The sequence below is a fragment of the Lactococcus sp. UBA7128 genome (assembly GCF_002492185.1).
Taxonomy (GTDB): domain Bacteria; phylum Bacillota; class Bacilli; order Lactobacillales; family Streptococcaceae; genus Lactococcus; species Lactococcus muris.
In genome coordinates, this window is the sequence record NZ_DKXK01000031.1 from 18268 (window position 1) to 42866 (window position 24599).

A 24599-nucleotide genomic window follows, 5' to 3' on the forward strand; every position below is an offset into this window, starting at 1 on the left:
TAATTAAAAGATAAACCTAATCTTTCTCTTTTTAATACATTTTGTTATTCCTTATACCGTTATATTATAATAAGAAATAAATTAAATCAACGGTCTACCTGATACAATTGTCTATACAAATCATTTGTTTTGCTATAAAAAAATAAGGAAAAGACTATTAATCCTATGTTCTAAGGTTCATTTAAGTAACATTTATGAGAAGAAGTTCGATAAATCGAACTGTTACTGGATATATTTTCACTCTATGGCTCTTTTTTGGTTTCAGATTTTTCCTTTATCGCCTTATCTTTTTCTGCCCTTTTACGAACTTACATAAACATTTTTTGTTTATATTGAACATAGAGAGTGTTCAAATACTGCTAGTTTTAATTGTGAATTACGTGACTCCATAAAAAAAGAGGGCCTAACCCCTTTCTTCTGATATATCCATTTGTACTTTAAAGTCTACTCATCATTTTATTTGCTCAAAATTATGTTTAAAAATTTCTCGTAACTCTAAGGCATCTATTTCTGACAGTATCTTTAAAGTTCTACTTACAAGTTTCATTCCCATATTTTTATCTTCGAATTTATAAATCCAACATCCCTTTACAAAAATAGAAGATATTCTTATATAGGTATCAAACACAAGCATTAGTTTATCTAATTCTTTTACTAACCTTTCTGAAAACTCCTTCTCCTCTCTTCTAATCAGCGAAAGAATTGTCCTGATAACTAGCCTAATCAATAGATTTCTAAATTCTGTGATTTCTTTTAAGTACTGACTATTTTGAGATAAAATTCTTTCCATAAGATGATACAACAAGTCAGGGTTAATTTCTTCTAATGTATTTACTAAAATATACATTTCATAACTATGCCAAACTTGATAAGACTTGAGCTTGTTTTCTATATACTTTATTTCGTCAGGCGAAAGCTTTGTATAACAAGCTTTGGCGGAAAGAGCGATGACTTGGTTTTCTTCCATATCGTATTTTATATTTTTCTGATAAATGGTTTGAAGCCTTTCTCGATTGTTACTAAAATAGCCTTTCTCAATTTCCTTGAATTGAGATAACCAGTAGTCTTCCTCATCATTATTAATCATCAGCATATAGGAACGAAAAGTCGTATGCATTTCTTGTAAAGCCAGATCCAGTTTATCTAAAGAAATCATTGATTTACCATTTTCAAAATAGGATAAGGTTGATTTTGATAAACCTACTCGTTCAAAATCACTTAAAAGTAGATGATGCTGTAAGCGTAATTTCTTAAATACTTCTCCATACTTTTTATAAATCATCGCTCATTCCTCCTAAAAAGCTGCATCCTCCATGCCTTAACAGATAAAAGAGTAATATTTTAGTGAATACTGGTTCATGTCCTTCCCGCTTTCATTAAATTCTCTACTTTTATAGCTTTTCTCACTCCCCATTTTATCATAACAAATCTGACTATTACTAAAAAAGTACTCCAATTTAAAGAAATTACCATGCCTAATATGGAGGATTGTGCTTTTTTCATGCTTCAACTTCTTCAACGTTTTGAGAATTATTCGATATATTTTCAATAATAGTTAGGTTAATGTGCATCTCGATTTCTCAAAAAAAAAAAAAAATAGAGACAGTTACACTGACTGTCTCTTACTACTTGCAAAAAAATTTTGAAATAGCTCTATTATCTTGTTTATTCTTCATCCATAGACAAAACAGAAAGGAAAGCTTCTTGCGGAACTTCTACTGAGCCAATAGATTTCATACGTTTCTTACCCGCTTTTTGTTTTTCAAGTAACTTGCGCTTACGAGAAATATCACCGCCGTAGCACTTAGCCAAGACGTTTTTACGTAAGGCCTTGATGTCGCTACGGGCAACGATTTTTTGACCGATGGTTGCTTGGATAGGTACTTCAAACTGTTGACGTGGGATAAGTTTTTTCAGCTTTTCTACGATTACTTTACCCCGTTCGTAAGCAAAGTCCCTGTGGACGATGAAGCTAAGTGCATCAACTTTTTCTGAATTTAAAAGAATGTCCATCTTCACAAGGCGTGATGGCCGATAGTCCGAAATTTCATAGTCGAAGCTGGCATAGCCACGGGTAGATGATTTGAGTTTGTCAAAGAAATCAAAGACGATTTCACTCAATGGAATATGGTAGATGACATTGACACGATTGGCATCAAGATAATCCATGGTCACAAATTCTCCACGTTTACGCTGAGACAGCTCCATAACTGCACCGACAAATTCATTCGGTACCATAATTTGTGCTTTTACAAAGGGTTCTTCGACACTGTCAATACGAGTCGGATCTGGGAATTCGCTCGGATTAGCTACTTCCAGCTTTTCACCATCTGTTGTGTTGATATGATAAATTACAGAAGGCGCCGTCATAATCAAGTCCAAGTTAAACTCACGCTCCAAGCGTTCTTGGATAACATCCATGTGTAGGAGCCCTAAGAAACCACAGCGGAAACCAAAGCCAAGTGCTTGTGACGTTTCAGGTTCAAACTGCAAGCTGGCATCATTCAGCTGCAAGCGCTCGAGGGCTTCACGCAAGTCGTTATAGCGGTTAGAATCTATCGGATAGAGTCCACAAAAGACCATTGGATTCATCTTTTTATAGCCAGCCAGGGCTTCTGCTGCAGGGTTGTTCGCTAAAGTAATCGTGTCACCAACACGTGTGTCTGCTACAGTCTTGATCGAGGCTGCCAAATAACCAACATCTCCTGCCATAAGAAAGTCTCGTGCTACTGCTTTTGGTGTAAAAATCCCCACCTCAGTCACCATAAATTCCTTACCGTTTGACATCAGCTGAATCGTATCTCCCACCTTGACAGAGCCATCGATAACACGAATCTGGAGGATGACACCACGATAAGCATCATATACTGAGTCAAAGATTAGGGCTTTGAGCGGCGCATCAACATCACCTTGGGGCGCTGGAACTTTCTCCACGACTTGCTCCAAGATTTCTTCGATACCTACACCTGCTTTTGCTGATGCGAGAACGGCTTCTGAAGCATCAAGGCCGATAACATCTTCTATCTCTGCACGTACGCGCTCAGGATCTGCTGCAGGAAGATCAATTTTATTAATGACTGGTAAGATTTCTAAGTCATTGTCCAGAGCCAGATAAACATTCGCCAATGTCTGCGCTTCAATCCCCTGAGCTGCATCGACGACAAGAATGGCTCCTTCACAGGCTGCCAATGAGCGCGAAACTTCATAGGTAAAATCGACATGTCCTGGTGTGTCAATCAGGTGGAAAATATAGGTTTCTCCATCTTTTGCCGTATACTCTAACTCGATAGCGTTCAGCTTAATCGTGATACCGCGTTCACGTTCCAAGTCCATACTGTCCAAAAGCTGGGCTTGCATCTCACGTTTCGAAACCGTTTCAGTCAGTTCAAGGATACGGTCAGCCAGAGTTGATTTCCCATGGTCAATATGCGCGATGATTGAAAAGTTACGGATTTTTTCCTTGCGCGCGTTCATTTCTTCTATATTCATCATTATTTCCTTAATAAATTGATATGCTTTATTAATACCACTCATTAGTAATATTTTTTATGAAGGGGCTAAAAAGGGGCAAATTATTTTTTTAGATCATTTTCATGTGCTTCAATTATCTGCTTTAATTCTTGAAATTCTTCTTCAGTATATTTTTTATCCCTAATGAAGTTCCTAGCTCGAGTAAATGCTGCCCGTCTATTTTTTTCTAACCTTTGCTCTTTTGTAAGTGTTTCTAAATATCGTTTATCTGCTTCTGGATTATAAATTGCTTTACGTTTCTTTTGATCACTCATACAGCTTATCCCCTTCTAGCCAGAATACTATATGCACCTACCATAATAGCATAAATTACCGAAGCCCACCAGAAACTTGTAAAAAGTAATGCTATAAATAGTAAAGTAACAAATAGAAAGATAAGTAATGTTGTTTTTTTCATTTTAATTTGTTAAGATGGTATCACGAAAACAGCTTGAGGCTTTCGCCTCTTGCCGTTACTTCTTGCCGCTATCTTCGTCTTTCATTAGTTTCTTAAGTGTTAGGGCACTTATCAAAACTAGATTTACGAAGGTGGCGGCTTTTATTAGGTCGTCCATCTTTTCTCCTTTCTTTACTTTATGTACTAATTATAGCATAGTTGTACAACTATGTCAAGTATAAACTATGAAAAATACAAAAAAAACCTAGAGTTAACTAGATTTTTGCCTATAAGAACAGGACTATATTATAACACATTTGCTATTTTATCAAATAGGACTCACAAATAATTTTCTATCCTATAAAATATCAAATAGAAAACAAAAAATCCCCCAGCCAAAGCCGAGGGATTGTAATCATTATAAGATTTTATCTTTAGGAAACTCTTTGTAAAGCTCAGTGCTATACATATTATCTACACGTAAATTGAGCTTTCCAAATTCGTTTTTGTAATTTTTAAGCATACGTTCGCTTCTAATCCAACGGCACTGTACGCCGTTGGATACGTACCAGTTCCCAGTGTCGATTGCGTGAATTAAATACATTTCAATTTCTCCTTTATTGTTTGAATTTCCGCCAGTTTCTGGCGTTGTTGTTCCACCTGCGATAACTTCGCCAGTGATTGCTTGCACTAAATCTTTAGCTAATGCATCCATGTTTGCGGTGATTTGTTGTGTGTCTTCTGCTGACGTGATGAAGCCTAGCTCCACCAAGCGATAGCCAATGCCAAGGCTTGCTGCAACATTAAGGTTAAGCAAGTCATTACGATAGCTAAAGCCGTCCGGATAATTTGGACGTAAGCCAACATGTTTCTTAACGACATCCCTAATGCGCTTGTCTGCTGCATCAGGCGCAAAGCCTTTGGCAATGATGACATGCCCGTCTTTTGCTGTTCCGCTTGCTGCATCAAGGTGCATTTCAGTAATGCTGGCAAAGTTGCGCATGGAGTATATCCCCTTGCCCTTTTGAGTTTCAACAAACTGATTCTCAGCTTCATTCGCAACCGTCAGCGTATTGTTTTTAAGCTTCCCTGCCCATTTACGAATAAACGGGGCAAGCTTATCACGGTAGTAGCTAGCTTCCGTCAGACCATGACCGACAGCACCAGGGTCTCCCGCACCGTGGCCATAAATAATGATATGGTTTGCCATTTCCCCTCCTTATTTCAGTTTCTTCTTGTAATCATCCGCTTGAAGCGCTGCTTGCGTGAAACTGTTGTTTTTCCACCAACCCGCAAGCGCAGCACCGACCGTAAAGAGCAAGCTCACAAACTGCTCAATGTCTCCATCATTGACAGGAATGATACTGTGACCTGCCAAAGTCAGCGCTTGATTAATCAAGGCTAGAGCTAAAATCGCCGTGCGGGCAATCGTACCCGGTGAGATGTTATTCTTCATTATACTTCTCCATTTTTAATCTAAGATTGCTAAGTTCAAGTTTGAGTTCAGCATTTTCTATTTTGTAACGTGTAACTTCATCAAAGTGTTTGTTTCGCATTTCGTGGATGTCGTTTCTAAGCTGCTCAACTTCACTGGTCAGCTTATCGAGTTTGCTTTCTCGTTGGCTATGGCGCCATTTGATATAGGCAATAACTGTACCAATCACACCTGCCGCAATCGGCGAAACAATCGAAACAGCCGTTAAAGTCTTATCTGTCAATGTCTCCCCCAATCGTTTCGTATGCCAAAAAAGTAGCAATGCCTATATAGAGTCCAGAGAAAGAAACTGTATTTCCCGTTTCTGTATAATACATGATCTGAATCAAAGATAATATCATCGTCAATATGAACAAACAAACAGCAATGCTTGCATGACTTATCGCAATGATGTTCTTATTCTGTTTGAACAGCACTGACAAAATAAGGATAACGCTTGCGGCTAACATCACTGAAAAAATCACATTCACTAAGGCTTGATTCATAGCTATATCAGCAACGAAACCAGCATCTACTGGATTGTTACGGACATACTTCATATTATTTGACGGTGGAAGAAAAAGCACCACCGAAGCCACGAAAGCAGACAGTACCCCGAACCAAAGTTCAAATCTTAATTGTTTCCTCGTCATATTCCCTCACTTTCTATGAGTATTAAATAAGCTAAACATCATATTTGATGAATGCTGCGAATACACATCATTTCCGCCCCAGCGGTTACCAATAACACGTCCGTCTGTCTCAATAGTTAACTGCGCTTGGACTCCAGCACCTCGTCCACTTGCCGCTATTGTTATCGATTCCCTCGGTCTAGCTTCCGCTGGTAGAGTTCCTATAGTCGTTCCAGCGGAAGTTATTACTGGGAAATTCCCAGTCGTTCCGCCAACTATGCGGATAGTAACTTCATTCCCGATTCTCCGCCAACCTGCTGAACTTGTCGCAATACTCCCAAAAGCACTCCAAGAAGGCATTCCGTTCCATGCCCCCCAATTGCCAGCATTATCTCGCCTTCTAGTATATACGGCATTGTTGGTCCCCCAATCGCTATACCTTTGCATAATCTCTGAACCAGCTCCGATTAACACTTCTAAGTGTCCATGTACAGAAACTCCGGGAGGCTGATTAGCCACAGTAGCGATGTTTCTCTTGTAATACTGTCCATAGACGACAAGATTGTTGAAGTCGTCCGTTGCAGTTATAGGTACAGACAGAGGTTTGGAAGCTGTGTCAGCGTTGAAGGGGTCAGTAACTTCTAAGTTTTTGACACTCACGTTATTTGTGAAGGTTTTATTGCCAGAAACAGTCTGGTCGCCAGTTATCTTTACTGCGGATGAATTTAGTGCATTAATCTGATTTTGCAAGTTTCCCGCTGCATCTTCCGAAAGCTGGTCTTTCATATTTTCAAACCATGTCTGAAATTCAATATCAGCCTGCTCAAAAATAGATTTGTACTGGTCAACAATACCGTCTACATTGATGTTGTCAAAAGGTGTTGACCAACCACACACTGTCGGGTCAGAGCGCTTGTCTGTGATATTGGCATCGGTGATCTGCGTCGCATTCATTGGCACGTTAATCACCGCAAGCTGTAATTCAAAAATTGTATCATTCCTAATAACCGTCACATCGCTTGACTTGTAAATCAGATATGCATCTCGTACACCAGCATCATATCTAAGTGCAACTGAATCATTTCGAGATTGAATAGATGAGGCAACATCAACTTGAATTCCAATCGGCTCATCATTCATATAAGAGAGACCATTGATAACACCAGAACCAGCTCCGACCTGTATATTCATCCCGTTTTGCGTAGACTGGACACGCAGTCCCTCCTTGAAGGACATGACAACCCCTGTCTTTAGAAATGCTGCAAAGAAGCGTTTAAAATCTTCTGCATCATAGAGACGGTCTCCGTCAACATCATTCCATGGAAAGCTCGTTTGAGTCATGTTAATTTCTCCTTTTCAAAATATCAAATATTGTTGGACTTTCTTTGTCAAAAGTCGGTGTTAAATGATGACCATCCGCATCCCACGTTTCCTGCATTTCTGTAAGAATTGCGGTTTTTGTCAGACCAAACAAATCGCTAGTTTGACGTACTCGATCACCAAGGTCGTAATCTTTCTTGAACTTGAATAACTGACTTTTAGTATCAATATCACCATTTATATTGAGAATCAATGGACGTTGAGCAAGTGACTGTTCTCCACGCTGAATAAGCTGTGCGCGATACTGTTCATCAGTTAATGTAACTTGTTGGCCTGCATCATTCTGGAAGGTTTGTTGCAAATCTCTAGCATCCACATAAATTTCGTTTATATCAAGACCTTGAGGCCTTCCTGTGGATATGTCTTGGGTAACGATAACACTCTTACGATTAGCACCCTCACCTTCACCAAAGACATAAGCTGCAGTAGCCCAGTCAGCAATGCTGTGTTCAAAACATTCTGATGTCATGTTTTCAAATTTCAAGTTAAACTCAACGCCACCGATGCCGCTCAAGTCCCGACCTTTGTAAAATTCAATCTGAGCAATTGGATTTTCTAGATTAATCGGCACTTCACGAAAACACAGCTCATAAGCAGTACAAAGCTGGTTAACTTCCTCGGAAAGCACGCCATAACTATTTTGATAAGGGATAGCATTTGTTCCAAAATTGGGCGTTGCACCTAAAGTTAAATACTTCAACTGCCTGTCAGAAGTTGAAGTGATCATATTTCTGTTAAGTAAGTCATAAGCGATAACTTCTGGCCGCACTGAATTTGTAGAATATGGCGGATAGACAATACGCTTTGTACTTTTTCCAGCAAGACTCTTTCCTGATATGTTTATCATTCCTGTCGTACTATCCTCGACTCGCACAGCCTCAACATAAAAAAAGCAATCTTCAATTAAAAGCACAGTATCAACTTTTAATAGATTTATACTGTGCTCATTAAATAAAGCTGTCATTTGAAAATCGTGGTGCTTATAAGCACGCCAATTTATATTTAAACTTTTAAACGATTCTAAAATTCCCTCAGATACAAAATCAAACCCTGTGTCACCTATCCGATTATAAAATTCAACATATACCATATTGCTAAACTCCTATAATTAGTGGTGTGAATGAAATTTTTGATATCGCATGTTCAACATTACTATCTGCTTGCATTACCAAATGATTTGTATTTATATTATCAAGCTCAAAGAAAGACGAACCGACTGCACGTATTTTCATTGCATTTGTTGACAGAGCACCATCTTCGCTTTTATACCACGTTTCCTTTTTTCCGTAAATCGTAGATAAATATAAGTTACTGCCACTGCTAAATTCACCGTCCCAACCAAAAAATTCTTGAGTAATGACATTGTAGACTCGGGGATTAGTCACTAATCCACTAAATCGAATATCCAGTTCAAAGCCCACAGCAAAGTCACCTCTATTTTTAATTTCTACAATTTCTCCAGGGACTAAAGTGGCAAATGCAAAACCAGGTTTTATAGCAAGTGGGAACTTTAGTTTATTCTTGTATAAAGAAAGGGGAATTGCTTTATTTGCGACATCTTCATCACGCCATTCCGGGTCTAATGCCCGAAACTCTAGTGTAGCTGTCGCAGTTGAGGCACTATTACTCTCATCTGCTTCATAGCCCTTCAAGACCTCGACATCGATACTATAAAAGCCCGTATTATCTCTAAAAAGGATAGTACCAGCAAGCTCCGGGTTAAGTATTCGCATAACTTGTCGCTCATGCTCCTGCAAAGCCTCAAAACTTGGCTCTTTAATGGCGAGCTTGATCGACATATCTCGATAGGAAAGCGAGCTTGAACCAGTCTTTCTCTGACCTCTTTTTCCGAAAGTTTTCTGTGAATAAACTTCATTTTCAGGAGTTCCAAAACCTTCATAGCTTTTTAAATAAATCGGCCCGAATCGGTCCATTCTGAGTTCTTCACCTAAAACGTTACGATAAAAGACTTCAATAGTTGGAAGTATTTGCATTTCTCATTCCTCTCTATACAAACTTTAATCCTGCTCGTTGAAATTGCAGTTTTTGCTGGCGTGCGATTTCACGCTCTGACGGATTTTCACGCACAATAACAGTCATAGGGGCTTGTATTTCAGTCTTACCACTATCACTGCCTGGTTGGTCAAACTTAAAGCTATTTATAGCTCTTTGTGCGCTTGCAACATCTGGTACACCTCTGCCAAAATCAAAATCAGGGTCCCACGGATCATCAGGGAAAATGCTTGTGTCAATTTCATCACTGATGACTTGCTGAATTGATTGAGCAATTCCTGACACGGTTTTCTTGACTGACTTAAACTGGTCTTGAAGACCGCTGTTCAATCCGTTCATGATGGCCTTACCAGCTGGAATCAGCAATTTCTTATCATATGAAATCGGACCTTTGTTTTTCTTGATCCAATCAGCAATACCACCGACAAAGCCTTTTACTTTATCAAAGCCAGCTTGAAGACCTCCTAAGAAACCATTAATGATGGCAGAACCTGCCCCCGATAAATTAACATTAAACAGGCTATTGAAAATCCCTTTAATGCTATTGATGATACCGCTGATTGTGTTTCGGGCGTTAGATATTACCGAAGTGATACCATTCCAAGCAGAAGACAGAACGCTTCTAAGAGAATTACCCGCACCAGAAAAGCCAGAGAAGAAGCCTCTTATGCCATTCACGGCACCGCTAATGGCTGAGCCTGCACCAGAGATGACAGACCTAATAGCATTCCAAGCTGTACTTAAAACACCTCTTAAAGTTCCGCCTGCTGCACCGAAAGCAGTGAATATGCTTCTGGCCACGTTAATGACTGAACTAATCACATTACCAGCTGTCTGGATTGCGGATCTAATTCCGTTCCAAGCACCTGTTAAAATGTTTCTCAGTGACCCACCAGCACCGCCTAATCCTGTGAACATACCGACAACAGTACCGACCCAGGTCGCAATGTTGGACAGTACGGGGGCAATGCTTCTAAAGCCACTCACTAAAAGCGAAACGACTGGTGTCAAGATTGTGATTGCTTTTCCAATTGCATCAAATGCAAAAGAAACACCAGACAATATCCCTTTGAACACACCGCCCAAGAATGAGCCGATAACTTGAAAGGCTGGCATAAGTGCGCCAGCAAGGATTGAAATCAGTGGCTGCGCCGCATTCCACATGTTTTTGAATGATTCGACCACTTTTTCAATGGCTGGCCCAACGATGGACATCATGGTTGAAAATCCTGTTTGTACAGCTGGGATAATCTTAGAAATCAGAGATTGAATACCGCTAAAATCTAATTTTGTAAATGCCTCGCCGATTTTTCCAATGATTGGTCCAATCGTGGAAACCACGGAATTAAAAAGCCCTGGCAACTGCCAAAAAGCCGTTTTAAATCCTTGAACAATCGGATCAATTGCCTTCATAACCTTAGGCCCAATACCTGACAAACCTGAGCCAATGCCAATACCAAAACGCTCAGAGATAACTTTTCCAGCCTCTGAGGAAAAGGTTGTTATAGCACCGGGTAAGGCTTTGATAACATTCCCCACCATGGGGATAAGGTTATCAAATAAGAAAGTTGAGCTTGTCGTGACTAAGGCTTTAAGAGCGGGCTCTAAGTTGAATCCAGTGGCGAGACCTCCGAAAACATTTTGAGCAGATGCAGCCATCGCGGCAAATGAGCCACTGAATGTTTGAGCAGCCTCTTGCGCCGTTGTCCCTGTGATACCCATTTCTTTTTGAATAACGTGAATAGCTTGAGTGACCTCCGCAAAACTTGAAATGTCGTACTTAACACCAGATAACTTTTCAGCATCTGCCAAAAGTCGCTCCATCTCCGCCTTAGTACCACCGTAACCTAGTTTCAAGTTATCAAGCATGGTGTAGTTTTGCTTAGCGAATCCTTGGTAGGTATAAGCGATTTGCCCCATGTCTGTACCAAATTTATTGGCATTGTCAGACATATCAATCAGGGCTTGGTTAGAAAGGTCAGCTGCTTTCTTGGTATCTCCACCAAGTGAGTTAACCATAGAAGCCGCAAAGCCTGTCACGTTCTCCATATAGGCATTTGCAGACAAACCAGCCGTCTTATAGCCTTCTGATGCATATTTCTTGACCCTGTCTGCATTTTCCTTAAACAAGGTCTCGACACCGCCCAAGGATTGCTCAAGCTTAGCGCCCTCGGTAATAGAGCCTGCGATAATCGCACTAAGACCTGCAACAGCCGTTGCCGCAGCCGCAACCACAGCAGTCGAAAGGGCTTTGCCGAGTTTGAATCCTGCACTACTACCTGCAGAGGAGGCCTCTGGATCGATTTGCTTTTGTATACTTCCAGAAATACCTCTTGCCGAAGGGACAATTTGCACATAAGCTTTTCCTAGTTCAGTTGCCATTATTGCCCTCCTTTCAAGAGTCGCTGGCGTGTTTTCTCGAAATCCTCACCAGAATTGAATGACACATTTTTATTCTCTTTCTTGGACTGTGGCATGAGTGATTCAGTAACCATTTTCGGCCGATTCACATTCTTCGCACCGTCCTTGGTCTTCATCCAGACCAAAAGACTGAGCTTGTCATGAACAGCCGCTTGAAGCATAGAATCAAGCGACACAGCCTGTCCACTCAACCTCATCTTGATTCGTGAATCGTCCCGCAAGCCTAAAGAAAAAACAGCTATCCTTCTGGCAGGTAGCTGTCTATAGTCATGTATGTGATAGGTCTCTGCAAGGTCGCACATGAGCGCTTCCTCGTCTAACTCTATCATTCTGGCAAGGACTAGGAGTTTTTTAACTCATGTTCCCCAGACATAATGTCATGAAGTTCAACACCGATTTTTTCAGTCGACACATAGCCATCTCGCTTTTTCAAGAATGATTTCAAATTTGCGGTCTGGCGTTCACCAAGAAGCATAATAACCATTTTTGGGATTAGTGCCATGTTTGAGTCCACTTCTGCAGCTACTTCTAAAAGCTCGTAGTCGTCCAAGTTTTGTGCTGGAATTTCATAGCGAAATCCCGATTTTGTTGTGCCTTTAAGTATGTTTTTAGACATAGTTTCTCCTATCCGATGACATCATCGCCATCAATTTCTGATTGACCGATAACAGCGGTTTGGGTCACGGTGCCAGTCCCTTGGATATATTCATAGTGAGTATTCCCCGCTTGGTCAGGCATTGCTGTCAGCGTTGTCTGATAACCAATAGCTTCCGCATCCACATAGCTGATTTCTCCAATTTCCGAGACCTTGCCGACAGGGACAACAACTCTCTTCAAGATACCGCCTTTTAAGACCATATCGACGATAATGACATGCTCCTCAAGCTCTTTGGCATTGGCAGTAATCACAATCCCTGTCTCAAGGTCACCTGTAACATTGCTTGAGCCATAAACCTCTTTCAAGACGTCAACATTTGTCGCTTCAAGCAAAGTATAAGCAAAGGTATCTGGCTTTTCGGTCTGAACAGTTGCTACCGTATCTCCACCCCAAGCTAGTATATTTTCTGATGTTGGAGAGTTGGCATTTACCATACCATCCTCTGAGACATACCCCAAAGACTTAAAAGCTGTGTCTAATGCTGATGTGGCATCTGTCGGCAATGCTGAGCCCAAAGGCGCAGAATAAATGGCGCCCCCAACTTTTGGTTTAGCAGTCGAAATATTTGCAGTATTTGCCATATAAATTTTCCTCCTAATAATGTGTAATATCGAATACCGCTTGATAGCGATATTTCTTAGTTTCTGTATCTGTGAAATTGTAATTGCTGTTGAGCGAAACTTTTGCGATTTCATCCAAAATAATCATGTCTTCAATCAGAGTCATAACTTCTTCATTGAGCTTGGCCGCCTCATACATGGACGATCCATAGCTTTGAAAAGCAAAAGTAGATGACAGGATATGATTAGACTTCGCCCCGCTTGTCTTTTCAAAAACCACATAAGAATCAGGCATGTCCGTCTCAATCTCCAAAAAAGCCGGCACAGATAACCGCTCTTTTAGATATTCAAAAATTAAAATTTCAATCATCTACCGTACCGCCTTCAATAAAGTATTGTTTTTCTTGTTGTCCTTTTTGGCTTTTCTTGTCGCCGCATAGACCATGGCATTCGCCCGATTTTTCCCGACATGGCTGTCCTGTTCATAACCATCTCCGCAGCGGTTTCTTATAGCCGTAGCTTTGTCGTTCAGAACCCCTAGCATTTCTGCAGACTTCATCAAAGATGCCACTCCCGCACGATTCAATTGAAAAGTATTTTTAACCATAGCGTTCCACCATCACTTTCTTGTTCCAATCTAGCGGGATAAGTTCCTCAATCCCTTCAAGAGGGAAGCCGAATGTCCTAAAACGTTGCCCGAAAAAGATTACTTCTTTATCTTCCCAGTCGCGCGTGTCGCCTTTAGGAATCCCCAAAGTATAGACTGCCTTTTTCCCCATAAGATTGACCGAGTTGATGATGTCATCAGCTGAGCTTGGAGCCACCAGAACATTTTCAACCTCGACAGGCACATCCGAATAAATTGGCTTGCCGAAAGGGTCTTTTCCTGTCTCGACCTTGTCAATCAACATGATAGTAATGCCTTTAATTTTCCCCATAAAATTCCCTCACACCGATTCGCTGTTTCTTGAGCCCCAAGCGTTTAAGCTCCGAATCTTTGATAAAAAGACCGCCGCCTGGCACCAAGTAAGACCCAGAAAAAGAATAACCCAGCGCACTTTCCGTGGTCTGGGTCATTGGCTCTTGGTCAGTCGAGGTCATCAGCGTTCGTGCGACCACATCCACCACCACGGACTTAACCGTGGTCAAGAAAAACGGCGGCTTTTCTGCCACCATTTCGTCCAAGTCTTTGCCGACTTTGTCAGCTTCCATGCGAAGACTATCAGAGACCACGTCCAGCAGCTTTTCTGCCCGCTCTAGCTCTTCTGGCTTCAAAGGGCGCCACAAGCTGCTCAAATCGTCAAGGGTTACAAAAGCTGCCATATTGTCACTCTCCTTGCGCCATCATCAGAGCATAGAGTTCGGTCTTGGTGGCTTTTTTGTTGTACTCCACGCCGAGAGCATCAAGCTCTTGCATGATTTGGGCTTTGGTAATGTCGTCAGGCACTTCGGTTTTCGAATCTTCCTCAACCTGTTCGACGAGTTCTTCTGTCTGTTCAGGTTCCTTTTCCTCAACCTTAGGCTCAATGACTACTTTTTGAGTAACTTCTACCCAGTCCCCGCCTTTTATGATACTTGCAGTGGTAAAAGTTGCCCCTGTTTTTGTATTCTTATATATTTTCATCATCATTCATTTCCTTTAGATAATAATTTATTGACGGCATCTTCACCAAGAACATCTTTTGCCTCAGCAAGTACCTTAGCGTTATGCTGAGCTACTTGTTCAGGCGTATAGTCAAGAACTAATACGCTGCGCACGATGAGCTTCCACCCTGCAACGACAGTCATATCACCGCCCGAAGCTGGATATACAAAAACCCCGTCTTTTGAAATCTCTGCCAGAGCAGCCGGAAGCACGATTGTACCCTCTTTAATATAAACCAGCTCTATCAGCGGGTCTCCTTTGTATTCAGCTAATGGTGGAACATCTACAGACGTTGCAACCTGATGACCGCTCATGGGTATAACAAACTCGGTTTCAACTTCCTGAGAAGTCCAAATAGAGTAAACTTTTCCATAATTCAACCAATTAATATCCGTACCGTCCGCTGTTGTGAACGTTGAAACTTCACTTACTTCATGTTGCTTGGCAATGATGTCCATGATTTCAGTCGTGACCTCTGACTTGGCTTCTTGCTTCACTTGATCGATATAGTCAATCAAACTATGAAACATATGCTGGTACATTTTAGACCCAGATACAAACATTTGTTTTAAATCTTCACTTGTTGCCATTAAAATTCCTCTCCTTCTAGTGGCATATCACCTATAAGAGCCACGATCTGTGCAGTAACAAGTCCTGGAGCATCAGGGTCAGAAGACTTACCTCCATGTGCGATTGATGTTTGATATGCAGTATTTCTGAGATAAATCCCTCCATTTTTAAGTACCATAACAAGGGTATCAATAGACCCCATAATATTTTGAATAACGTTCAAATTAGAAAAAGCTGGAGAATTGTTATAATACGCAAGCTCTGGAAAGTCAGTTACATCCGCAAATAAGTAGTCAGTTTCCGGCATAAAATCTATGAATTCCGCTGGTTTAAGCTCTCCAACAATCACATAATTATAGACAGCACCAGACTTAGTACGCTCAATCCTAAAATAGGGCACATCATGCTCAGCAGAAACCTTAGGACTTTCAGCACTAGGATAAACCGCATCAATAAGATCATGAAACATTTGTTGCTTCATTTTAGACCCAGATACAAACATAGACTTCAAATCAGCTACTGAAAAAGCCATCTAAGCACCTCCTGGAAACGTGACAATCGCAGCGTTTGATTGCCCCCTATCATTACCCTGTGCATCCTCGTAGATTACGCGATAATTCCAGCTACCCACACCAAATGTTTCAGTATCCACGAAACTAAAGGTGTCCAGGTCTGACGAATTAAGCACAATCTCCCAAGTTTGACCTGCCGAAGCAGGAGAGCGAGCTATTTTGACATTAGTAATATCAGACGGCAACTCACCGTCCAAAGTCCAAGTCAGCTCAGCATTCTGGCCGTCAGTAGAGACAGCCCCGCTCAGGGTAATTTGGGGGACCTTAGGGCAAGTCTACAATACGGGCAAAGCTGTTTCCGTCAATGATACCCCAGCCAAGATAAGTTTCTGAACGCAAGTAAACTTGGTTATAACCTTTCAAGTCTTGACCGCTATTATCTGGGTCACCATATTGAATGACCTCAAGCGGGATTTGCTTAGAGTAGCCCCATTTGAACATATTTTCGAAGTCGCCAAGGATAGCGACATCTCCAGCCGTGCCCGCTGACACCGTGCTGTTGATGTCGGCTTTAAGACCGTTGATTGATCCAGGATTAGCACCCCATGCAAGCTCTGGGAAAAGACGGATGTTAGTATCACCACCCGTGCGCATTGCAGCCAAAGCAGATGAGAAAGCTGTATCCATTGCAAGACCATTGACTTCACCTTCTGAGCCTTGCACCAAAGCAACAGCTGCTTCAATGTTTGCATCTGGGTCTGCTGGCGTAAATTCAACGGTCTGAGTGACTTTGCTGTCAAAATGATTGTTGCCAATGACAGCAGAAGCCGCACCAGAACGGGGGTTAATACCATGGAACGCCATAAGGTCGATACCTTTCGCCAACTTCTTGGCATAGCCTTCGTTAAATGCTTTGAGAATGTTGATACGTTCTTCCTCAGAAGCGATCATAAATTCATCAGATACACGTGCGCCATATTCGACCTTGATAGGCACAACGATAGTTGGCTCAAGTGAGATGCCGCCGTGTGATTTCTTGCCGTTCTCCGCCACGACATCAATTTCAGAATCCATCGTGAAAATGAATTCCTTTTGGCCGTTAAATGGGATTGGGACTTGCTTAGACAAGAGCGCAAGTGAGCTTTTGCCTTTTACTTTGTTCATGAGGTCTGAGACCAGTTCTGGATCAAATAGAGTTCCTTTTGAAAGTACCATTGTTTATTCTCCTTCAGTGCTTAAATTTTGTGCGAGTGCTTTATAAGCGCCGTCCTTACCATCTCCAAGATTAGGCTCTTGGCTTTTAAGTGGCGCAGCTGGTGCTTTAGGTTTCATGAAACCGCTAAGACGTTCGGCATCAGCTTTCAGACTCTCTTCATCATCTCCTTGCAAACGTCCCGCCAAATCATATGGCAGACCAGCTTGGAGCGCGACTTGAGTTCTGAGTTGCGATGTCTCATGCTTAGCGATTTGTGCTTGTAAATCTGAGACAGTCTGCTCATGAGTTTTGGCAGCTTCCCCAGATTTTGCGACAGTTTCTTGCAAGTTAGAATTTTCGGTCTCCAACTCTGCATTCCGTGTTTTGACTTGGTCATAGTCTTCATATTTTGCTTCGATAGTCTCTTTTTGGCGAGCCAAACGAGCATTAATGATTTTGTCCAAGTCTTCTTGCGACGTGATAGGTTTAAATTCTGACATAGTCAAATCCTTTCTCCTGCTTTCCCGGCAGTTCGGTAATTTTTTGTATTAAAAAAACGACTAAAAAATTAGTCGTCTAATACCTAACTTGTTGTTTTTTCTTAGGCTTGGTATTTGCACAAGCCCAATGCGCTAACAAAGCGCTATCCATTAAACTGATGTCCATATCATCAAACTGCGATTTATAACCAAAGCCGCCAGAGGTTCCGATATTTCGCTTCTCTGAGTTGGTCACAACCGTTGTCAATGAAGGCTGGTCCATATGTGCCAAGGACTTTTGAAAAATCCCCTGTTCCCAAAGGGAGTTGGCATTAATGACCTCTTTGACCGTCGGCAATATTGGCGCTTTCAGTCCGAAGTCTTTCATCTCCTGAACCAAAATACTCTGACCGCTCTGACCGTCAATGACTACCTTAGCCACGTCTGCAGTTTTCAGGAAATTGATAATCCATTGATTGCCATTACGGACAGATTGTGCATCAATCACTTCGACAAATACTTTCCCTGACAAGGTCTTTACAGCAACACTCATGGCGACATTCGCCCCATCGTTCCCGTACTTAATCCCGACAAATAACTTGCCTTGAAGCACCGGCAACCGGTTGAGCTTAAGCGCAGACCAGTCACTTTCAGAAATAGCAGACTTCTGATTGTACTTCGGCCAGTAGCCCAAGCGCTGGATATTGTGGTCCAGATTATCCTCACCCAATTCAGCCTCGATTTTGCGTTCATTGAGATGGTAGCCCATAGACGGGTTGGAATTGTACCAGGCCTCAACATCGTTAATGTCTTTTTCAGCATCCACCGACCACTCCGCCCAGCCCGCATATTTGGATTGACCAAACAAGGTCTTCTCCCGGAAATGCGTAAACACAGTCCCGCTGGAAACTGGTGTCGGTGGGGTACCTGTCATCACCATCATGGGATTTTTACTGTCCGTGACCGTATATTTCAGGGCTGCCTCTTGCTCTGTGGTGTATTCTTGAGCTTCGTCAATGACGAGAAAGTCAAAGCCTTCACCTAAGCCACCGCTGGATGTCCTGGTCCGAAACTGAATGACGCCCCCGCTATGGTAAAGCTCCAACCGCTCCTGACCCTTGGCCTTGATAGAGTTGAAATCCTCCCCCTCAACATAGCCCGAATCCTCCAGATATTTCTTAAGCTTCTCAAAAGAGGAGTGTGACGTAGAAATCCGATGGGCCGTGTGCAAGATACTTAACCCCTGCTCAAGCGCCCAAAGCTCTAGCATGTAGACAATTTCAGTTTTACCATTACGGCGTGGCAGTGAGTAACCGAACTTTTGATGTACCCAAAGCCCATCATCATCCACCGCCATAACGCCCTTAAGCATTTCACGCTGCCACTCATAACTCTCAAGCCCTGTTTTCTCATAAAAGCCAATGGCTTCCTCAGACCTGGACTCAGTAAATGGAATAATTACCGATTGAGTAGGATACTGATTGCCAAGTCGTACATTAGCAGTCATAAAATCCCTCTTTCAATCATTTAACACGCATGATAACCCTCTCGCTGGGAAAAATGAGCATAAAAATAGCACCTTGCCGCTTGGCTGGTGCTTTAAAATTCTAGTTGTTCAGCTATTTCATTCAGGTTCTTACCCTCTATGAATGGTGTCGACATGGCTGCCTCTACAGAAGTGACATCAGTAACCTCACCATCATATCCAAGCGATATATTTGAGCGATTAAACGGCATGATCGCACCATGTTTCCCATTGAAAGAAAACTCGATGTCATCTGTCAAAGAGTCAATCCATATTTTTAGCCTATTTGCATTCATAATATGTCACCATGTTCCTTTCTTTCAGCGTCTGTCAATTCTCGCACAATCCTATCCACTAATTTACCGTTTTCCCAAACAATGTCATGAGCATGTTCTCCATTTTTTCCAAAAGGGTGTTTTTTAGGAAATCCATGGTGGTCATTAGAAATCTGCTTGGCCCATCTGCCTGTCTCGTCATAATGATTTCTGGTTACACCACCTCTCTTGCCATTGATTTGAGTAATTGAGTTAGGTGCTCCATATAGCGTGGTTTTATTGACTTCAACAATATCTTTTCTTGCTTCCATTTTAGCATTTTTCCGAGGTGCTTCCCAGCGTTTTGACCAGACATCTTGTCTTTTTCCATCGCCTGGATTAAAGTCCGTTGAACACCGGCACCTTTGATGGCGCCGAAATATGTCATCTGGCACGTCGTCAGGGTACAAGTAGATACCCGCTAAATTTTGGCACCATTTGCACGCTTTGCTCTCAGCTTTCCTGATAATTCGTGGCCTCAGACCTGCTTTATATTGAAAATCAAGATTTTTCTGGATTGAATCATCTACAATACTTTGGCCGAAATTAACAATCGGATCACCAAGCAGCCAAGAAACGTTTTCGAAATCCTCACTCGAAATTCTGTTAATCAAACCATCGATTCTATCTTGATTTAATTCAGGAATTTGAGCTTTTAAACGAAGCTCTGCTAATTGATTCAATTGTGTTTGGACATCTGCAGAAAAACCAGAAATCAACTCATGATTTTTACTCAGTGTGTCATTCAATATTCGCTCAGCAATATTATAGTACATCTTACCGTCTGGAAGTATATCTGGACCAAGATTTTCTCGAAAAACATCCGTCAATATTTGACTAATTTCCACCGCAAAATCATGAGCATCAAGATAGCTCACATTTCCCTCCTGCAATAACTGAAAGGCTTTTTTAAGTTTTATACTTTTGGAAGTCCGAACATCAAATTCAGCGTTAATGGCATCCAAAAGTCCTGGAACTATATCTTCCATGCTATACCTCCGCCTCATCTACCGCTTGAGCTAGTGGCGTAGCTGAAGCAACTGGAACGACTGGTGCTTTTCCTCCGACAATCCCAGTCAAGTCCTGGATCGTTTCCGCAGTCATGAAACCTGGTATGGCTTGATTGAGCTTAATGGCTCCATCGCCAATAATTGACAAGGTGCTGGCGTCTGGTTCAAACATCGGTTCCCACTTGACTTTTGTATTTGAGAACTGGCTGCGCAAATATGGGAAATCATCTCGCAAGCAAGCCGCTACATAAGCCACATTTAAGAAACCAGACCCAAGGCTGCGCTGTGCTTTTTTCCCAGCAAGGATTAAGTTTGCATGACTAGCCTTGATAGCCTCTGCAGAGGAAGGATTATCAGACACAAAGCCCAAGTCATCCATAGTCAAGCCCATTTCTCCCGCAAAACCAGCCGCAGCCGTTTTAAGCTGTTCAGTAAATGGAGTCATGCTTGATGTTGTAAACTGCCCAAGTGTTGGCTTGTCGCCGTCTTCGTCCTTGGTGAATTCCAGCATACTTGAAACAGTCGCTTTCCATTTATCCATAGGGTCAGAATCAGCAGAAGTCTCCACCGCGTATTTTTGCGGGAAGGAGTAAAACTCAGCAGTCACATCTGCACGCTCCAGCGTTCGCTTGGCGTATCTCTGATAATACATGCCTGCCCGCGTAATCCTTGACCTTCCAAATGGTCGAACTGCATCAGGACGGTGGATAATTGGCACTAAGAGCGGATGTCCAGCATTGTGGTAGCTTGAAAAATCCTTCGATTTATCCGCATGATAATAATCCGTCCGGTTAGGCAAGAAATGCGCTTCAAGAATCGGGCTATTATGCTCATCTCGTTCAAGTACCGCATAACCTTCCGTCAAAAGCCCAGTTATTGGGTCGATAACCCCCGTAGCGTTGCTGGCTTCGATGACCTGCAAGCGCACCTCGCCATTATCTCCTTTTGAAATATAAGTGAAGCTGCACGATGCAATCAGAGTCGACAAAATGGCGCTGTCTGAAAAAACGTCAGGGTTATTTGCCTGAAAAATCTCATTTACTTCAAAACCATCATTGGCGAACTCTCGGAAAATAAGACGGTCTGCCAGAGTGTCCACTCCTTTAGCCGTCCAGCCCAGAACTGCGCGAAATCGTGCCCTCATTTCTGGCGGGATTGTGATTCCAACCGTCATGTCATGGTGTTTCATCGCATATTGCTTATATCGCATATCTACCCGCGATTTATGAGCAGACAGCTTTGTTTTCAGGTAACTCATGCCTTTTCCGGCCATTTATTCAACTCCTTTCAGTTGTCGCGCGAGAAAAAATGTACAGTGACGGCGTGAAGCTCGGGCTGAGCCCAGGAGAGGGGGATACGCCCCCTAATTTTTCCGCTGTCGCATTTTAAATCTCTCCTAATATTTTTATCCAGAAATACCTAAGACACGTAAGAAGCCCAATCACGGCTCTGTGGAAGGTTCCTGTTGCCAATTACCTTAGGTTCTTCCTTCTTCACGTTGAATAACTTGTCAGACTTCTGTCTGTTGCATGTCCAGTGAGCCAGCTGCAAGTTCTCCATGCTTGATGGATGTCCGCCTTTGTTGATTGGAACAACGTGATCAACAACTGGACTCAATGGATGTGGTGCCTTGAGTTTCTTATCAATGGGCTTGCCACATATCCCGCAAGTGTTCTGTGTCTTAAGCAGTCGCTTCTTGTTCTTGTCAAAGCCTACCCGGTGGGCTCCTGTTCGGTCAGCTCTTAAAGTCATGTCCCCTCCTTCAATATCAAAATACAAAAAGCCGCCATTTCTGACAGCTTTATCTATATAATATTCTTATGCAATAACAAGCATAGCAATTAACCCTATAGTAATAAGTAAAAGTAAAGCAAATTGCAAATTTTCAATTAGGCTTAACTTTTTAAGTGACGAATTTATGTTATTTGAACTATTATTCAATACATCATTGTTACTCGAATACTCTAATTCTTTCAAACTTTTATCTATATTTTTTATGCCTTCCATACTTTTTTTGAAACTTATTGAAGAAAAATGAATACCTTTTATAAGATTAAAAATTAAAATTAAAACAACATACGCTATGGCTGAACTAATGAGAATGAACTGGTTATTACTACCAATTTTAACCACAAAACTAGATAAAACTGTTGCAACTATTATAAGTATTTGCTTGGAAAATTCATCAACTTTACTATCAATACTTTTATCTACGACTTGATTTAACGTTGATGCTTGTTTAGCCAAAGAGGTTTTTAATCTAATAAAATCTTCCATCTTTTCATTAATAAAAAGAGAATAGTTAGATTTTAATGTCTGTAAAATTCTATCCCAATTGATATTTCTAATCTCAGTATCGCTTAACACTTTACTAAGTATAGTTCTGAATATTTTTAGCTTATCATCATATCTATACTCATCATCAAAAATATATTTAATGATTGAATATATATTGCTGTTATCAGGAGTATCTGGAAGTTTTTCCTTTGAGAAATTCAAAGTTTTGTTATCAGTTAAACTTATCAGATAATCATCACCAATTCTTTTCTCAGCAATTAAATCAATAAATGCCTCAAATATTTCTCTGGAGAACTTCTCCTGTATATTCATAGGAATTAAATCCGGAAGGACTAGTGACTTTTTTTCTGAATAATGTTTATCTTTAAAGAAAGCAGCCCAATTTGTTTTTAATTTAAGTGAGTATTTTTCACTATTATTAATTAAATTTAATAAAATTTCATTATTTATTTTTCTGATATCTTTGAGTTTAAATTTCTTGACCACTTCTCGAAAAATTTCGTTTATATTTTTTTCTTTTATAATATTAATTTGTGTAGTATGGCATAAATCGTATGTTATAACAATTTTAATATCTGCCTCCGTAAAATTAATCTGTTGAAAACTATCCTTCGTGCCTAACTCAACTTCATCAACTTCCACTTTAATTTTATCGTTTAAATCTTCAATAGTCTTTATAAAATAATTTTTATCTTCTGGTAAACTACTAAACTCAATAATTTGTTTCACTAACAAGTTTTCAATTAAGTTGAAACGTTCTATTATATCTGAATGCTTTGAAGAAAAATCAATAATATTATGATATAGGTCTCTCATTATTCATTTCTCCTCTCTAATCCAAGTTATATTGTCTTTTCTAATTTTATTGCATCTCTTTTTACTTCTACTATTATATATGGTTCATCTTTTTTTCAAGGTTTTTAATTTTTACATCCCCTTCTTCTATGCTCTTTTCTGAGATAACCAAATTAATATTTTTCCCTCCTTTCAAATCTTTAATAATGTTTTTCGAGAATCGACTGGATTCTGCAGTAAAAGAATAAGTAATTGCTGAACTTTGTTTTTTAGCTTCTCTAAAAACTTGCAAACTCAAATCGTCCACATCAATACTATCTTTTTCTAGTTTATCTTCGGATAGAAATTTAGTTTTTAGAGTATGAGTTATACTATCAAAATTTGAATCTCTGCGTGTTGAGAACATATTTCTTATCTCATTTTGTATGTCCTTCTTTTTGAAGTCTGGCAAAAGATACTTACTTAAGACCTTTGGGAATGCCCTAAGCAGAATCTTAGTAACTTCTGTCGGTTTATCCGGGATAATTTCACTATTTAAAAAATCCATAAAATGATTAGTGATATCTGGAGTTTGACGATCAATAACAACTGCATGTCGTATACTCATTTCATCATCACCGACAGTAGTTTCTTGTTCTTTTTTAAAAGTCAAACTTTCTCTTTCAAATACAATTGCTGCTTTTTTTAATTTTGCTCCAGAATCAGGTAACAAATCATTTATTATAGATAAAATATCACCGCTAAGTTGAAGCCCCTTTTTAGCTTCCATTGTGAGTACTCCAAGACATTTTTCCCCTTCATAACTTGAGTCAAATATAATAAGTAGAAAATCTTTTTTCTGTGCTTGAGCCAATTTATTATAAAAACGAGTATTTAAAAGCTTTGATTTTTGATCAAACTTATCATAAGAATCAAATATTCCCTCAAAATATTGCAAAAAAGGAGAATCTATTTTTTTAAACCTACTATTTCTTGTTCTTTTTGATTCTAAAATATCTTTAACATGTTTATTAAAAAATTTTTGAATTTCTTCTGTTAAAGCTCCACTTTCAGCAGTATAGATTTTCCCTGCACTAGGCTTCATACCTGATTCAGTAATTTTATAATGAAAAATCCTTAAGTATTCCAATGTTTAGGTTCCTCCATAATAATACATTAACCCTTATATTATAGCACTAATAATAAAAATATAAAAATACCTGTATTTTTAA

Annotated in this window: 30 protein-coding genes; all 30 read right to left on the reverse strand. The window is 40.5% G+C overall.

Annotation, left to right across the window (positions count from 1 at the left end):
- Positions 1-451 precede the first annotated feature (451 nt).
- Positions 452-1282, reverse strand: coding sequence for an Rgg/GadR/MutR family transcriptional regulator (locus B4H39_RS03940; RefSeq protein WP_251421081.1), 831 nt, complete (start codon positions 1280-1282; stop codon positions 452-454).
- Between the two features lie 383 nt (positions 1283-1665).
- Positions 1666-3492, reverse strand: a complete 1827-nt coding sequence (lepA, locus tag B4H39_RS03945) for a translation elongation factor 4 (protein WP_369918124.1) — start codon at positions 3490-3492, stop codon at positions 1666-1668.
- Between the two features lie 80 nt (positions 3493-3572).
- Positions 3573-3785 carry a hypothetical protein gene (locus B4H39_RS03950; RefSeq protein WP_251421082.1) on the reverse strand — a complete coding sequence of 71 codons (213 nt, stop codon included), beginning with the start codon at positions 3783-3785 and terminating at the stop codon, positions 3573-3575.
- Positions 3786-4325: 540 nt separating this feature from the next.
- Entirely contained in the window at positions 4326-5117 is a 792-nt protein-coding gene (locus tag B4H39_RS03955) for an N-acetylmuramoyl-L-alanine amidase (protein ID WP_251421083.1), read from the reverse strand.
- A 9-nt stretch (positions 5118-5126) separates the two neighbouring features.
- Positions 5127-5363, reverse strand: a complete 237-nt coding sequence (locus B4H39_RS03960; protein ID WP_251421084.1) for a phage holin — start codon at positions 5361-5363, stop codon at positions 5127-5129.
- The gene (locus B4H39_RS03965) at positions 5353-5625 is read right to left on the reverse strand and encodes a hypothetical protein (protein ID WP_251421085.1); all 273 of its coding nucleotides are present in this window, start codon (positions 5623-5625) and stop codon (positions 5353-5355) included. Before B4H39_RS03965 ends, B4H39_RS03960 begins: the two co-directional genes overlap by 11 nt.
- Positions 5615-6034 carry a hypothetical protein gene (locus tag B4H39_RS03970; RefSeq protein ID WP_251421087.1) on the reverse strand — a complete coding sequence of 140 codons (420 nt, stop codon included), beginning with the start codon at positions 6032-6034 and terminating at the stop codon, positions 5615-5617. Before B4H39_RS03970 ends, B4H39_RS03965 begins: the two co-directional genes overlap by 11 nt.
- A 6-nt stretch (positions 6035-6040) precedes the next feature.
- On the reverse strand, positions 6041-7354 hold the full coding sequence (locus tag B4H39_RS03975; RefSeq protein ID WP_251421089.1) for a pyocin knob domain-containing protein: 1314 nt from the start codon (positions 7352-7354) through the stop codon (positions 6041-6043).
- A 1-nt stretch (position 7355) separates the two neighbouring features.
- Positions 7356-8483 (reverse strand): siphovirus ReqiPepy6 Gp37-like family protein, encoded by a 1128-nt coding sequence (locus tag B4H39_RS03980; protein ID WP_251421091.1) that lies wholly within the window; start codon positions 8481-8483, stop codon positions 7356-7358.
- 4 nt (positions 8484-8487) lie between these two features.
- Entirely contained in the window at positions 8488-9387 is a 900-nt protein-coding gene (locus B4H39_RS03985) for a phage tail domain-containing protein (protein ID WP_251421093.1), read from the reverse strand.
- Positions 9388-9400: 13 nt separating this feature from the next.
- The gene (locus B4H39_RS03990; RefSeq protein ID WP_251421095.1) at positions 9401-11788 is read right to left on the reverse strand and encodes a phage tail protein; all 2388 of its coding nucleotides are present in this window, start codon (positions 11786-11788) and stop codon (positions 9401-9403) included.
- Positions 11788-12156 carry a DUF5361 domain-containing protein gene (locus B4H39_RS03995; protein WP_251421097.1) on the reverse strand — a complete coding sequence of 123 codons (369 nt, stop codon included), beginning with the start codon at positions 12154-12156 and terminating at the stop codon, positions 11788-11790. The genes B4H39_RS03990 and B4H39_RS03995 overlap by 1 nt, the downstream gene beginning before the upstream one ends.
- Positions 12157-12167: 11 nt before the next feature.
- Positions 12168-12443: a hypothetical protein gene (locus tag B4H39_RS04000; RefSeq protein ID WP_251421099.1), complete on the reverse strand. Its 276-nt coding sequence runs from the start codon at positions 12441-12443 to the stop codon at positions 12168-12170.
- 8 nt (positions 12444-12451) lie between these two features.
- The gene (locus B4H39_RS04005) at positions 12452-13066 is read right to left on the reverse strand and encodes a phage tail protein (protein WP_251421101.1); all 615 of its coding nucleotides are present in this window, start codon (positions 13064-13066) and stop codon (positions 12452-12454) included.
- Between the two features lie 13 nt (positions 13067-13079).
- Positions 13080-13415, reverse strand: a complete 336-nt coding sequence (locus B4H39_RS04010) for a hypothetical protein (RefSeq protein WP_251421104.1) — start codon at positions 13413-13415, stop codon at positions 13080-13082.
- Positions 13416-13652, reverse strand: coding sequence for a hypothetical protein (locus tag B4H39_RS04015; RefSeq protein ID WP_251421106.1), 237 nt, complete (start codon positions 13650-13652; stop codon positions 13416-13418).
- Complete coding sequence (locus B4H39_RS04020) at positions 13645-13983, reverse strand: hypothetical protein (protein ID WP_251421108.1); 339 nt, start codon at positions 13981-13983, stop codon at positions 13645-13647. Before B4H39_RS04020 ends, B4H39_RS04015 begins: the two co-directional genes overlap by 8 nt.
- Entirely contained in the window at positions 13970-14368 is a 399-nt protein-coding gene (locus B4H39_RS04025; RefSeq protein ID WP_251421110.1) for a phage Gp19/Gp15/Gp42 family protein, read from the reverse strand. Before B4H39_RS04025 ends, B4H39_RS04020 begins: the two co-directional genes overlap by 14 nt.
- A 4-nt stretch (positions 14369-14372) precedes the next feature.
- Positions 14373-14672 carry a hypothetical protein gene (locus B4H39_RS04030; RefSeq protein WP_286927520.1) on the reverse strand — a complete coding sequence of 100 codons (300 nt, stop codon included), beginning with the start codon at positions 14670-14672 and terminating at the stop codon, positions 14373-14375.
- The gene (locus tag B4H39_RS04035) at positions 14672-15220 is read right to left on the reverse strand and encodes a hypothetical protein (RefSeq protein WP_286927521.1); all 549 of its coding nucleotides are present in this window, start codon (positions 15218-15220) and stop codon (positions 14672-14674) included. The genes B4H39_RS04030 and B4H39_RS04035 overlap by 1 nt, the downstream gene beginning before the upstream one ends.
- A 59-nt stretch (positions 15221-15279) precedes the next feature.
- The gene (locus B4H39_RS04040; RefSeq protein WP_251421116.1) at positions 15280-15792 is read right to left on the reverse strand and encodes a hypothetical protein; all 513 of its coding nucleotides are present in this window, start codon (positions 15790-15792) and stop codon (positions 15280-15282) included.
- 304 nt (positions 15793-16096) lie between these two features.
- Positions 16097-16987 carry a phage major capsid protein gene (locus B4H39_RS04045; RefSeq protein WP_251421118.1) on the reverse strand — a complete coding sequence of 297 codons (891 nt, stop codon included), beginning with the start codon at positions 16985-16987 and terminating at the stop codon, positions 16097-16099.
- Positions 16988-16990: 3 nt separating this feature from the next.
- The gene (locus B4H39_RS04050) at positions 16991-17467 is read right to left on the reverse strand and encodes a capsid assembly scaffolding protein Gp46 family protein (protein WP_251421120.1); all 477 of its coding nucleotides are present in this window, start codon (positions 17465-17467) and stop codon (positions 16991-16993) included.
- Positions 17468-17543: 76 nt separating this feature from the next.
- Positions 17544-18953, reverse strand: a complete 1410-nt coding sequence (locus B4H39_RS04055; RefSeq protein WP_251421122.1) for a DEAD/DEAH box helicase family protein — start codon at positions 18951-18953, stop codon at positions 17544-17546.
- 92 nt (positions 18954-19045) lie between these two features.
- Positions 19046-19267, reverse strand: coding sequence for a hypothetical protein (locus B4H39_RS04060; protein WP_251421124.1), 222 nt, complete (start codon positions 19265-19267; stop codon positions 19046-19048).
- Entirely contained in the window at positions 19264-20274 is a 1011-nt protein-coding gene (locus B4H39_RS04065; RefSeq protein WP_251421126.1) for a hypothetical protein, read from the reverse strand. The genes B4H39_RS04060 and B4H39_RS04065 overlap by 4 nt, the downstream gene beginning before the upstream one ends.
- Position 20275: 1 nt before the next feature.
- A complete protein-coding gene (locus B4H39_RS04070; protein WP_251421128.1) occupies positions 20276-21568 on the reverse strand; it encodes a hypothetical protein in 1293 nt (430 codons plus the stop codon).
- Positions 21569-21714: 146 nt separating this feature from the next.
- A complete protein-coding gene (locus B4H39_RS04075; RefSeq protein ID WP_251421130.1) occupies positions 21715-22047 on the reverse strand; it encodes an HNH endonuclease in 333 nt (110 codons plus the stop codon).
- Positions 22048-22113: 66 nt separating this feature from the next.
- Entirely contained in the window at positions 22114-23409 is a 1296-nt protein-coding gene (locus tag B4H39_RS04080) for a hypothetical protein (protein WP_251421132.1), read from the reverse strand.
- A gap of 73 nt (positions 23410-23482) precedes the next feature.
- Positions 23483-24472 carry a nucleoid-associated protein gene (locus B4H39_RS04085; RefSeq protein WP_251421134.1) on the reverse strand — a complete coding sequence of 330 codons (990 nt, stop codon included), beginning with the start codon at positions 24470-24472 and terminating at the stop codon, positions 23483-23485.
- Positions 24473-24599: the final 127 nt, after the last annotated feature.

Excerpts from the sequence above, each read along its gene's own strand:
- B4H39_RS03940 (WP_251421081.1), bottom strand. The coding sequence starts at position 1,282 with ATGATTTATAAAAAGTATGGAGAAGTATTTAAGAAATTACGCTTACAG.
- lepA (WP_369918124.1), bottom strand. The coding sequence starts at position 3,492 with ATGATGAATATAGAAGAAATGAACGCGCGCAAGGAAAAAATCCGTAAC.
- B4H39_RS03950 (WP_251421082.1), bottom strand. The coding sequence starts at position 3,785 with ATGAGTGATCAAAAGAAACGTAAAGCAATTTATAATCCAGAAGCAGAT.
- B4H39_RS03955 (WP_251421083.1), bottom strand. The coding sequence starts at position 5,117 with ATGGCAAACCATATCATTATTTATGGCCACGGTGCGGGAGACCCTGGT.
- B4H39_RS03960 (WP_251421084.1), bottom strand. The coding sequence starts at position 5,363 with ATGAAGAATAACATCTCACCGGGTACGATTGCCCGCACGGCGATTTTA.
- B4H39_RS03970 (WP_251421087.1), bottom strand. The coding sequence starts at position 6,034 with ATGACGAGGAAACAATTAAGATTTGAACTTTGGTTCGGGGTACTGTCT.
- B4H39_RS03975 (WP_251421089.1), bottom strand. The coding sequence starts at position 7,354 with ATGACTCAAACGAGCTTTCCATGGAATGATGTTGACGGAGACCGTCTC.
- B4H39_RS03980 (WP_251421091.1), bottom strand. The coding sequence starts at position 8,483 with ATGGTATATGTTGAATTTTATAATCGGATAGGTGACACAGGGTTTGAT.
- B4H39_RS03985 (WP_251421093.1), bottom strand. The coding sequence starts at position 9,387 with ATGCAAATACTTCCAACTATTGAAGTCTTTTATCGTAACGTTTTAGGT.
- B4H39_RS03990 (WP_251421095.1), bottom strand. The coding sequence starts at position 11,788 with ATGGCAACTGAACTAGGAAAAGCTTATGTGCAAATTGTCCCTTCGGCA.
- B4H39_RS03995 (WP_251421097.1), bottom strand. The coding sequence starts at position 12,156 with ATGATAGAGTTAGACGAGGAAGCGCTCATGTGCGACCTTGCAGAGACC.
- B4H39_RS04000 (WP_251421099.1), bottom strand. The coding sequence starts at position 12,443 with ATGTCTAAAAACATACTTAAAGGCACAACAAAATCGGGATTTCGCTAT.
- B4H39_RS04005 (WP_251421101.1), bottom strand. The coding sequence starts at position 13,066 with ATGGCAAATACTGCAAATATTTCGACTGCTAAACCAAAAGTTGGGGGC.
- B4H39_RS04010 (WP_251421104.1), bottom strand. The coding sequence starts at position 13,415 with ATGATTGAAATTTTAATTTTTGAATATCTAAAAGAGCGGTTATCTGTG.
- B4H39_RS04015 (WP_251421106.1), bottom strand. The coding sequence starts at position 13,652 with ATGGTTAAAAATACTTTTCAATTGAATCGTGCGGGAGTGGCATCTTTG.
- B4H39_RS04020 (WP_251421108.1), bottom strand. The coding sequence starts at position 13,983 with ATGGGGAAAATTAAAGGCATTACTATCATGTTGATTGACAAGGTCGAG.
- B4H39_RS04025 (WP_251421110.1), bottom strand. The coding sequence starts at position 14,368 with ATGGCAGCTTTTGTAACCCTTGACGATTTGAGCAGCTTGTGGCGCCCT.
- B4H39_RS04030 (WP_286927520.1), bottom strand. The coding sequence starts at position 14,672 with ATGATGAAAATATATAAGAATACAAAAACAGGGGCAACTTTTACCACT.
- B4H39_RS04035 (WP_286927521.1), bottom strand. The coding sequence starts at position 15,220 with ATGTTTCATAGTTTGATTGACTATATCGATCAAGTGAAGCAAGAAGCC.
- B4H39_RS04040 (WP_251421116.1), bottom strand. The coding sequence starts at position 15,792 with ATGGCTTTTTCAGTAGCTGATTTGAAGTCTATGTTTGTATCTGGGTCT.
- B4H39_RS04045 (WP_251421118.1), bottom strand. The coding sequence starts at position 16,987 with ATGGTACTTTCAAAAGGAACTCTATTTGATCCAGAACTGGTCTCAGAC.
- B4H39_RS04050 (WP_251421120.1), bottom strand. The coding sequence starts at position 17,467 with ATGTCAGAATTTAAACCTATCACGTCGCAAGAAGACTTGGACAAAATC.
- B4H39_RS04055 (WP_251421122.1), bottom strand. The coding sequence starts at position 18,953 with ATGACTGCTAATGTACGACTTGGCAATCAGTATCCTACTCAATCGGTA.
- B4H39_RS04060 (WP_251421124.1), bottom strand. The coding sequence starts at position 19,267 with ATGAATGCAAATAGGCTAAAAATATGGATTGACTCTTTGACAGATGAC.
- B4H39_RS04065 (WP_251421126.1), bottom strand. The coding sequence starts at position 20,274 with ATGGAAGATATAGTTCCAGGACTTTTGGATGCCATTAACGCTGAATTT.
- B4H39_RS04070 (WP_251421128.1), bottom strand. The coding sequence starts at position 21,568 with ATGGCCGGAAAAGGCATGAGTTACCTGAAAACAAAGCTGTCTGCTCAT.
- B4H39_RS04075 (WP_251421130.1), bottom strand. The coding sequence starts at position 22,047 with ATGACTTTAAGAGCTGACCGAACAGGAGCCCACCGGGTAGGCTTTGAC.
- B4H39_RS04080 (WP_251421132.1), bottom strand. The coding sequence starts at position 23,409 with ATGAGAGACCTATATCATAATATTATTGATTTTTCTTCAAAGCATTCA.
- B4H39_RS04085 (WP_251421134.1), bottom strand. The coding sequence starts at position 24,472 with ATGAAGCCTAGTGCAGGGAAAATCTATACTGCTGAAAGTGGAGCTTTA.